Below are 9914 nucleotides of genomic sequence, written 5' to 3' on the forward strand. Positions count from 1 at the left end.
GCGGCTCGGGCGGTCAGGTATGGGCTCACCCCATAACGGGTTAGTCATCCCAGTAGGGGCGCTCGTGTATTTGCTCGAAAAGATGCTGCAGAAAAGCAGCGACCTTTGATGAGCGCAGACGATTTTCCGGATAGATCACATGAATGCCCTCCAGTGTTGGCTCCCCGGATGCTTCAAATTCACTCAGGATGGGTAGCAGCGCGTGTTCGCGCAGTGCCTCGTAAAGCAGCCAGGTGGGGAACAGCACAATACCCTGCCCCTGCCGGGCTGCCTCAACCAGGCTCTCGGCGTTGTTGCCGTAGAGGTTGCCTTTAACGTCGTATCGCTGAAACAGCTCAGGCGCTTCCTGCTGGCGAAAGTACCAAGGCTGAATGCCGCGTGTTCCCTTGTATACCAGGCAGTTGTGGTGCGCCAATTCGTCAGGTTGCGTGGGCGTTCCGTGCTGCTCGATATAGGCTGGCGCCGCGCAGGCAACAAAGCGCTGCGGCGCCAGCTTACGCGCCACAAGACTGGAGTCGCGCAGTGCGCCGACCCGTATAACCACATCGGCTCCCTCCTGCACCGGATCGATAAAGGCATCGCTTAAGGTTAACTCGATATTCAGCAACGGGTACTGCGATTGCAGTGCTGCCAGCTGTGGGGCGATATGCCGTCGCCCAAAGGCCACAGGCGCATTGACGCGCAATAATCCGCGCGGTCCGCTGGCGCCGCCGCTGATCTGCTCGTTAGCCAGCTCGAGGTTGTCGAGTATCTGTTTCACATCTTGATAATAGCGTTCTCCCGCGTCGGTCAGACGGACTGCACGGGTATGCCGAAACAGTAGGCGTTGGCCTAGTTGTTTTTCCAGAGCTGCGATATGCCGCGATACCGAGGAGGCGGGCAAACTGAAAAAGCGGGCGGCCTCGATAAAGCTGCCGGTCATGGCCACGCGCACAAACAGGCGAAGCGCGAGCAAGCTGGGGGAGTTGTCCAAAATGCAATAGTCCTTTGTCGGTTGCACTGATTGTAGCAATGCGAAGCGCAGATTACGCTTGCCGGCTTGATTAAAGGAGGCGGTATGCAACAGGCAATGATTTTGCTGATGGTACTGGTAGCAGGCATGGGGCTGTCGGTAGAAGCGGGGCTATTGGGTCCGCTGGGCGAGCAGGTTGGCCATCTTTCCGCCACGCTATCGATCTTTCTGGTTGGCGCGCTATTGCTGTCACTCATCTTGCTGTTTTCCCGCAAACGTCAACTGGGACCACTGTTTGCGCAGCCGCGCTGGCTACTGACCGGGGGGATTCTTGGGCCGATCTACGTCGTTGTCCTGACCATCGCTACGCCCTTGGTCGGGGTCGGGATGACCATGGTCGGTATTCTTTGCGGGCAAGTTGCCGCCAGTATGCTCATTGATCACTTTGGCCTGTTAGGCAGCGAAAAGCGCTCGGTCGATGGTTACCGGGTGTTGGCACTAGCGATGATCTTTGCCGCACTTTGGCTGATGTAAGAGGAGAGTGACCCGATGTTACCCATCATTTTTGCGATCTTATTACTCGGCGGTGCGGTATTGGCTGCGCAGTCTTCCATCAACGGCAAGCTGGGCGCCCAGACGGGCGTAGTCGAAAGCGCTTGGCTAACCTTCGCGCTGGGCGCAGTTATCACCTTCTTGTTGATGTTCTTTTTTGAGTCGCCAAGTGAGGCGACCTTGTTCAGCGTACCCAAATGGCAATTGATTGGTGCGCTGTTCGGTGTGGTGTACATGCTGGCTATCGTATTTGCTGTGCCGCGAGTTGGCACGGCAGCGGCGACGGTCGCCGTCATTTCCGGTCAACTGCTGATGAGCCTGCTGATTGATCATTTTGGTTGGCTGGGTAATAGCCGCTTGCCGCTGGACCCAGCACGCTATCTGTCGATGGCCTTGCTGATGGGGGCGCTGGCGCTGATCTACCTGAGCCACCGCAAGCGAGCATTACGACTGACTGCAGTCGAGCATTAAGGAAATAGCGCAGAACTTTGGTTAACAACGGGCGCTGCGCTCAATCGCTAACTCAACTCGTCGCTTCAGCGCGCCTGAAGTGCTCTGCCAGCGCCTCGTTAACCGGCCCGGGCGCCTCCAGACTGGCGGAGTGTCCAGCGGCCTTGATGACAATGCAGCGTCCGTCATCGACTCCTTTTGCGATTTGCTCCGACAGATCGATGCCATAGGCGTGGTCCTCTTCGCCGGCAATCGCCAGCACCGGGACCTTGATCAGCGCCAATTCATCGACCACGCTCTCACGTTCAACGACCGCTTCGGCGGCGGAGCCGGTTTCGCGGGTCAGTGCCGCCATACGATTGCGCCAGGTTGAACGCAGGCTCGCCTGTGATTGTGCGGCGAGGGTGGTGTCGCCAAACATGGTGTACATCAGCTGCTCAATCACCGGCGCGGCGCCGTGTTCCTTCATGGCCTGCACCAGCGGTCGGTACTGTTCGATGTTGTGTTCCTTATCGGCAGATGAACCGACGGTGGTGACTGAGCGCACCAGCGCTGGGTAACGGGCACCGAGGCGCAGTGCCACGAAACCACCCATCGAGTTGCCAACGATATGGACGGGGCCTAGCTCGAGGCGCTGGATCAAAGCGGCGGCATCCTCGGTCAGGGCGTCCATGCCGTACTCGCCGTTCTTGGGATGCGGGGTGAAGCCATGACCACGCTGGTCGTAAGCGATCACCCGGTAGTCTTCAGCAAAGCGCGCGACCTGATGCTCAAACATGCGGTGGTCAAAGAACAGCGAGTGCGCCAGCACTATGGCTGGCGCGTCGCGCGGGCCGGTGTCTTCGTAAGCGATCTCTACGCCATTTATCTCGATCATGGGCATTGCATAGACTCCCTGAAGCAGAACAGGAAAGCGGGCTGCGCTCGCCGAACTAACGACTCCCTGATGCGCACGCCTTGCTCATTGGCACTAATACTAGGACAACATGATTAGCCTGTTCGTTTCGCGGTCGCTGCAGCTCAGTGAGAGTGCGGTTGTCAGTTGTTGGTCAGTGAGGTGCAATGGCTCAACGCTGTACCCAGACTTCGACCCTGCCGTTGCGTTGTGCGCCGGTCTCGCCACCCGCAGATCCTACCTGCATGTAGTGACCGTAGCCGACGTAGCCTTGCACTACGGTACCGAGTTCGCGTAGCGCCTTACTGGCTGTCTGAGCGCGTAGTTCGGAAATCATTTGAGCGCGTAGCTCGTTGCTTTGCTGGTCGGCAAAGCCAATCAGCATAATGTCTGAGCCGGTTTTGCCGGTGTCGGCAAGGTAGGTCTGAATGCGCAGTAGGTCGCGATGCGCCTTGTTGTCCAGCGTGGTGTTGCCTTCGGCAAAGCGGATGTTCACTGATAAACGCTGGTAGCGTGCAGTCAGGCGCTTGAATGTCTCCGGCACGCTGTCGTCAAGCACGGGGTCAACCGCGAAGGGTGTCTGAGAAAAGAACCCCGATTGAGCGACGATCTCTTGTCCCGCATGGCTTTGGGTAAAGTCGATAAAGCTCTGCGCCAGTGGCTCGCCCGTTTGCGCGGGAGTGTAAAGATAAAGCCGACGCGACAGTGGGTAGTCCTCGGTCGCCACCGAGAGTTTGCTGGGCTTAAGCGCTGGCGCATTGCCGTCAGCGATGGCGAGCAGTTTGCTGTTACCGACGGAGGCAAACCCGGCGAATCCTATGCCGGCAGGATCTCGGCTTACATCCGCTGACAGCTGGTCGTTTGACTCGTAACGCCGGGCGCCGTCGGTCATCGCGTATTGGCCGCGCAACACCAGATCCTTGAAGGTGTCCCAGGTGCCGGATTGCTCATCGCGGGCGTATACCTGGATCGCCCGATCAGGCCCACCAACGGCCGACCAGTTAGTGATCTCACCGGCAAAAATCTGCGCCAGGGTTTCTATGCTGAGCTGGTCTACCGGGTTGGCGGGGTGTACCAGAATCGCCAGACCATCAATGGCAATCACATGCTCGCTATCGGCACTGGTCATATCTGCGCGCGCCGCCATAGCCGCTATTTCAGCGGGTTTGACGCGACGTGAGGCCGCCCAGATATCGGCCTGGTTGGCCTGCATTGCGGTAAAGCCGGTACTGGAGCCGTGCGCGGCTACCAACACGGTTAGCGGTTTGCCGTCTTTGCTCGTGCTGAGCAGGGTTTCGTTCTCGGTGCTGCTGGCACTACTGATAACGGGCTGGCCGCTTAGTTGTTCCAAAAAACGCGTCATCAACATGGGTGCCAGGGTAGCGCCAATGGTGTTGGAACCATGGATTTCCAGCGCATGGGCAGACACCAGCCCCGGTAAAAAAACCATAGCAAAGCACAGGTGGTGCAGCAGTCGGCGACAAACTGATTGCATCGTAAGCCTCATTAGCATCTGACGTTAGGGTGTTGGACGCTACAGAGTGCGACAGCAAGATGACATTTGGATTACGGTGCTGTGACTGCCCGGAGCCTTGATGGTCTTATCGATTGTTGCGTCGCGCAGGGTTCCTTGTCAGTGATGACACACAGATGAGCCCAGCTTGGTGTTGAGTAAGTCTCACCTTGGCACTTGGTTGAATCAGCTGGATGTTCTACTAAGGTGCCTACAAAGGTGCTGCCAGCGTTCAGCACGCTTCAGGTTCGCGTGAACTCTTTCTGCAACTTGAAAGCGAGGCAAATTTAACAGCAAAGACGCTATCAAGTTTGACTGACCAATTGGCAACGGATGTTCGCTTTCTAGCCAGGACGACGAGACAAAGGCACCAGCGCGGCCGTGGGTGTCTCGGTTTTATCATCAGATGATTGCTTGAGTGTAGGCGGGTAAGGCTCTTATATTCTGCGCTTTTGGCAGTAGCGGATGCGAATAGCAGTTGTAGTATTTATCTCGTCACGCGTAACGCATCCAACACCAGAGAGAACGCGTGTGATGGCTGCCTGCGGCTCGGGTAGTACAGGTAGTAGCCCGGAAACGGAGGGCAGTAGGCTTCCAGTACGCGCAACAATCGACCTTCCTCAAGATGTGGCGCGAACTCGTCTTCAGGCAAGAAGGCGATGCCCACTCCGGCCAAAGCTGCGTCAACCATAGCGGGTGAGGTATTGAAAATGAGCTGCCCATCCACTCGCACGTCCAGGGGGTGGCCACGATGCTCGAACTCCCACGCGTAGAGCCCACCGGCACTCTGCAAGCGCATGTTGATGCAATTGTGGTTTACCAAATCGCTTGGCTGGCGGGGCGCCGGGTGCGTTGCGAAATAAGCCGGAGAAGCGGCGACGGCCATGCGCAGCTGCGGCCCGATCGGCGTCGCGATCATATCCTTGTCGATCGTGTCGCCCAGGCGCACGCCAGCATCGAAACGATCAGCCACGATATCCCGAAAGCCATAGTTAATATCGAATTCGATATTGATGTCAGGATACTCGAGTAAAAGTGGAGTCAGCTTTGGCAGCAGCGTAGTCCGCAGAACATGTTCCCCCGTGGTGATCCGAACCGTGCCTGCCGGCTTATCGCGCAGGGCCGTCAACTCGTCCAGCTCCGCGTCGATTTCGTCAATGCGATGGCCGATGGAATTCAGCAGACGTTCACCCGCGGCGGTGAGCGACACGCTGCGTGTGGTGCGCGTCAGCAGTCGAATCTCAAGTCGCGCTTCCAGGCCGCTGACAGCCTGGCTGAGCGCCGATTGCGTGACGCCCATCAGCGAGGCCGCGCGCGTAAAGCTGCCTTCGCGCGCAACAGTGACGAAATACAGTAAATCATTGAGGTTGCGTCTAGCCATGGATCAGTTTCCCATAAAAACCGAGCTAATATTGATTAGCTGATCTAATAAACCATATAAGAATACATTAGCTAGTCAGGCTGGCTCTTGAGGTTGATCATACAAGCACTGAAAAGCCAGTCGCCAAGCTTTGGTAGTCGTATGGCGTTTCCTACCGATAGCAGAGAACAGTGTATTTATGACGACCCACACAGGTGAGGCCCTGCCCACGGCCGCTTCTATTCAAGCTACCGCAGCGCCGCCAGCTAATTGGAGCGGCGTCTTCGCGATGTCGCTGTGCGTCTTCGCACTGATTGCTTCAGAGTTTATGCCGGTCAGCCTGCTGACGCCGATTGCGACCGATCTTCTCGCCAGTGAGGGGATGGCTGGGCAAGGCATTGCGATCTCAGGTGCGCTCGCGGTACTGACCAGTCTGTCGATCTCGATGTTGGCGGGCGGAATGAACCGCAAGACATTGCTAATCGGCCTGACTACGCTGATGGCGGTGTCTGGCGTCGTGGTTGCGCTGGCGCCAAACTATCTAATCTACATGCTAGGCCGGGCGCTCATAGGAGTGGTCATCGGTGGCTTCTGGTCCTTGTCAGCGGCTACCGCCATGCGCTTGGTGCCTGTCGCAAAGCTGCCGCGCGCACTGGCGATCTTCAACGGTGGCAACGCGCTGGCAATGGTCATCGCTGCGCCGCTTGGCGCCTACCTCGGCTCGGTCATGGGTTGGCGCGGCGCTTTCTTTTGTCTGGTGCCATTGGCGACTGTGGCCCTTGTCTGGCAGTGGATCAGCTTGCCGGACATGCCTGCCCAGGAGCACGCGCCCGGTTCAGGTAATGTTTTCAATGTACTCAAAAACCGAACCGTTGCCTTGGGTATCGGTGCCTGTGGCGCTTTCTTCATGGGGCAGTTTGTTCTCTTTACCTATGTGCGGCCGTTCCTCGAAACGGTGACGCAGGTCGGTGTGTCCACGCTTTCGCTTATCCTGCTGGCGATAGGCATAGCGGGTTTCATCGGCACCGCGCTGATTGGTTTTATGCTCAATCGCGGCCTCTACAAGGTGCTCGTTGTGACACCCTTGTTGATGGCGGTGATCGCTGTAGCACTAATTTTCTTCGGCACCTGGATGGCCGCCGTCGCGACGCTACTGGGCCTGTGGGGTTTGCTGGCGACCGCCGCGCCTGTTGCCTGGTGGAGTTGGGTTGCCGACGTCATGCCGGACCAGGCCGAGGCTGGCGGTGGCCTGATGGTAGCAGTGATCCAGTTGTCCATTGCCTTGGGTTCGACCCTGGGTGGGTTACTTTTTGACTCGGCAGGCTACCAGAGCGCCTTCGGGGCGAGTGCGCTTGTGTTGCTGTTCGCGGCCTTACTCGCCTTTCTGACTTCACGCGTTCAGCCCGGGGAAGTGGCCTGAGCTGCGCATCCCAGGAGAACCCAATGAAGGCACCTTTTAGCACCACTTGCTGCAGCCAATACTACATCGGCAGTAAAAACCATCCTGCGTGTAGTCTGCGAGTCTTTCATGGCGCAGCCCTGTTGTGCGGCCTGTTTTTGTTCGGCGCCTGCGCCGCCGCTCAGTCAGGCGCTTCAAGCTCACCCAGCGCCGCAACCGCTGCGGCCACTGTTCAACCGGAGGAGGCTAATATGTGGATGATCATCGGCGAACACCGCTTCGCCATTACCATGGCTGATACCGAGGCGGCTCGCGAGTTTGCCGCGATGCTGCCACTCACGATCAACATGTCGGACCTCAACGACAACGAGAAGCACGCGCAGTTGCCACGAGCGTTACCGTCCAACGCCAGCCGGCCCAAAATGATCCGCAACGGCGACCTGATGCTCTACGGGTCAAGTACTCTGGTGGTCTTTTATCTGAGCTTCAACTCGTCTTATTCCTACACCCGTCTTGGCCACGTAGGCGACCCAGACGGCCTGGCACAGGCGCTTGGCGCCGGTGATGCGAGCATCACGTTTTCCAAGAATTAGTAGCCGAACCCAGGCAGTGAACGGTGCAGTGCAAAGCGAGCACGACACGAGAATGTAGAAAAAACCAGCTCAGAAATGAATAACGTCAGCCAGTCACGTCGATCTGTATGACCAGATAGACAAGAGGCTGTTTGACCGAATGTCAGCTGGACTCACAAACCTCAGAGGTGTGTGGATTTTTGTTCGGCACACCTAACTGCGCGTCACGTGCAGCCTGAACCAGGAGAAACATCATGATCAAAGATAAAGTCGTCATCATCACCGGCGCATCCTCCGGTATCGGCGAGGCCACCGCCAAGCTGCTCGCCAGTAAAGGTGCCAAGGTCGTGCTGGGCGCGCGCCGTACAGACAAGCTGAAGCGCATCGCCGACGAGATTAAACAGTCCGGTGGCCAGGCCATATATCAGGCGTTGGATGTCACCCAGCAGCCCGAGAACGACACCATCGTTAAGCTGGCCAAAGACACCTTTGGCCGCGTAGACGTTATTTTCCTGAACGCGGGTTTGATGCCAAATTCGCCACTCTCCGCACTCAAGACTGACGAGTGGCACCAGATGGTCGACGTCAACATCAAAGGCGTGCTCAATGGCGTTGCGGCGGTACTGCCCGAATTCCTGGCGCAGCAGTCTGGCCATGTTATCGCTACCTCATCGGTTGCGGGTCTCAAAGCATATCCGGGCGGCGCGGTTTATGGCGGAACCAAGTGGTTCGTGCGCGATTTCATGGAAGTCCTGCGCATGGAATCCGCCATGGAGGGCACCAATATCCGTACCGCGACTATCTATCCGGCGGCGATCAATACCGAGCTGCTGACCACCTTCACCGACCAGGCATCGCTGGATCAGATGCAGGGCGTGTATGACAAGTTCGGTATCTCGCCGGATCGGATCGCCAGTGTCGTTGCCTTTGCGATCGACCAGCCCGAAGACATGACCATCAACGAGTTCACCGTCGGGCCAGCGAAGCAGCCATGGTGAGTAGTGGCGATGCCGCTGGCATCCCAGCGTAATTCTATCTCTCGGCCCAACAGCCGATAGACGCAAAAGTGAGGGTTTAGTGGTCTTGCGATCTCGGGCACCAACGTAGATGGTAAAATCAGCTCGCTAAACAAGGCGTCCGATGATCTGAAAACGATGCACTTTTTCATCCTTTTTCAAGCAAGAGGTAGCCAGCCTAGTGCTGCTCTCTGAGGTGGGGCCCAATTACCGCCGTGAATAGGGTGAGAAGCCAGCACTAAGTTTTGCCGAAGTGCACCCTTTAGTGACAAGTACTCCTGCTCGGAAACCTGATATCCATAAAGCGGTTTTTCATTTGGACCTTTAAATAGGCCTCGAGTGAAAAAAAATTCGGTTAGCCAAGCTTTGAGCGGATTAGTGGCGTGGGGGCGCAATGGCATAAAACATCCTTGAAATGCTGGCTGGGCAAGCCGCGTGCTCCAGCACGCGAGTCCTAGTAGGAACAGTACTGTTATTTTTATAAATAGGTCTACATTTTGTAGCACTATCCATCTTTCAGATCCACGCCTCATGCTAAGTCGCCCCACGTATTCAAGCCAAGTCGTGAGTGGTGCTTTTCGCCGATACCCTCCTGTGGCTAAGGACGGCGATCAGCCTAAAAAGCATACTCAGTCACATGAATTACTTCGTGCCAGATGCTTTTGTACCATTCTGAGGCAGTACTCAAATAATCCGCGCACTCACTCATCACCAAAACTAGGTGGGCACAATCTAGGCACTGAGGATTTTGAGGGGCTTCCCCGAGATTTGAGCTAAATGTCATGTGATTTAGCATCAGCAAGACTAAAAATTGAGTGCTGGCTATTTGAGGCAGGTATCAATGCTTGAACGTATCGATTTTTACGACATGTAAAGCATTGATTTTAAAGAAGATGGCGCACCCGACAGGATTCGAACCTGTGACCCCCGCCTTCGGAGGGCAGTGTCGCCTAACGTCGCTAAGCGTCATTAAGCTGTATAAATTAGTGTAAATCAAGCATATCAAGGCTTTCAAGCGATTTCCCCATTTTCTGATTAGGCACTAACGTAGTCGTTTAATCACATTCTCTGTGGTGAGGTATGAATCGCCCCCAGTATTCTAGACACTCGCCAGACTCTGGTAATGACGCTTTTCGTACTCGACCGGTGACAGGTCACCACTCGTGCCGTGCCGGCGCCTTGGGTTATAAAACATCTCAATGTAA

At 56.4% G+C, this 9914-nt stretch carries 9 protein-coding genes; 5 read left to right on the top strand and 4 right to left on the bottom strand.

The window, feature by feature from the left end; translation table 11 throughout:
- Nucleotides 1-40: 40 nt before the first annotated feature.
- A complete protein-coding gene (locus tag H4J77_RS13730) occupies nucleotides 41-973 on the bottom strand; it encodes a LysR family transcriptional regulator (protein ID WP_182248920.1) in 933 nt (310 codons plus the stop codon).
- Between the two features lie 84 nt (nucleotides 974-1057).
- On the opposite strand from H4J77_RS13730, the gene H4J77_RS13735 reads away from it, so the two are divergent.
- Nucleotides 1058-1486 carry a DMT family transporter gene (locus tag H4J77_RS13735; protein ID WP_182248922.1) on the top strand — a complete coding sequence of 143 codons (429 nt, stop codon included), beginning with the start codon at nucleotides 1058-1060 and terminating at the stop codon, nucleotides 1484-1486.
- A 15-nt stretch (nucleotides 1487-1501) separates the two neighbouring features.
- Nucleotides 1502-1975, top strand: coding sequence for a DMT family transporter (locus tag H4J77_RS13740; RefSeq protein ID WP_182248924.1), 474 nt, complete (start codon nucleotides 1502-1504; stop codon nucleotides 1973-1975).
- A 52-nt stretch (nucleotides 1976-2027) separates the two neighbouring features.
- Here the strand turns inward: H4J77_RS13740 and H4J77_RS13745 are convergent, their stop codons facing one another.
- The 3 genes from H4J77_RS13745 to H4J77_RS13755 all read right to left on the bottom strand — a co-directional run bounded on the left by H4J77_RS13745 (nucleotide 2028) and on the right by H4J77_RS13755 (nucleotide 5743).
- On the bottom strand, nucleotides 2028-2837 hold the full coding sequence (locus H4J77_RS13745) for an alpha/beta fold hydrolase (protein ID WP_182248926.1): 810 nt from the start codon (nucleotides 2835-2837) through the stop codon (nucleotides 2028-2030).
- 184 nt (nucleotides 2838-3021) lie between these two features.
- Entirely contained in the window at nucleotides 3022-4344 is a 1323-nt protein-coding gene (locus H4J77_RS13750; RefSeq protein WP_220469365.1) for a substrate-binding domain-containing protein, read from the bottom strand.
- A 505-nt stretch (nucleotides 4345-4849) separates the two neighbouring features.
- Nucleotides 4850-5743, bottom strand: coding sequence for a LysR family transcriptional regulator (locus tag H4J77_RS13755; RefSeq protein ID WP_182248928.1), 894 nt, complete (start codon nucleotides 5741-5743; stop codon nucleotides 4850-4852).
- A 268-nt stretch (nucleotides 5744-6011) separates the two neighbouring features.
- Between H4J77_RS13755 and H4J77_RS13760 the strand changes: the two genes are divergently transcribed.
- The 3 genes from H4J77_RS13760 (at nucleotide 6012) to H4J77_RS13770 (ending at nucleotide 8691) form a co-directional block, all read left to right on the top strand.
- Complete coding sequence (locus H4J77_RS13760; protein ID WP_220469367.1) at nucleotides 6012-7142, top strand: MFS transporter; 1131 nt, start codon at nucleotides 6012-6014, stop codon at nucleotides 7140-7142.
- A gap of 23 nt (nucleotides 7143-7165) precedes the next feature.
- Nucleotides 7166-7714 carry a cyclophilin-like fold protein gene (locus H4J77_RS19955; protein ID WP_259364860.1) on the top strand — a complete coding sequence of 183 codons (549 nt, stop codon included), beginning with the start codon at nucleotides 7166-7168 and terminating at the stop codon, nucleotides 7712-7714.
- Between the two features lie 233 nt (nucleotides 7715-7947).
- Nucleotides 7948-8691, top strand: a complete 744-nt coding sequence (locus tag H4J77_RS13770; protein ID WP_182248933.1) for an SDR family oxidoreductase — start codon at nucleotides 7948-7950, stop codon at nucleotides 8689-8691.
- The last annotated feature ends 1223 nt before the right edge of the window (nucleotides 8692-9914 follow it).

Source organism: Pseudomonas sp. 5Ae-yellow, from assembly GCF_014077575.1.
Taxonomy (GTDB): Bacteria; Pseudomonadota; Gammaproteobacteria; order Pseudomonadales; family Pseudomonadaceae; genus Halopseudomonas; species Halopseudomonas neustonica.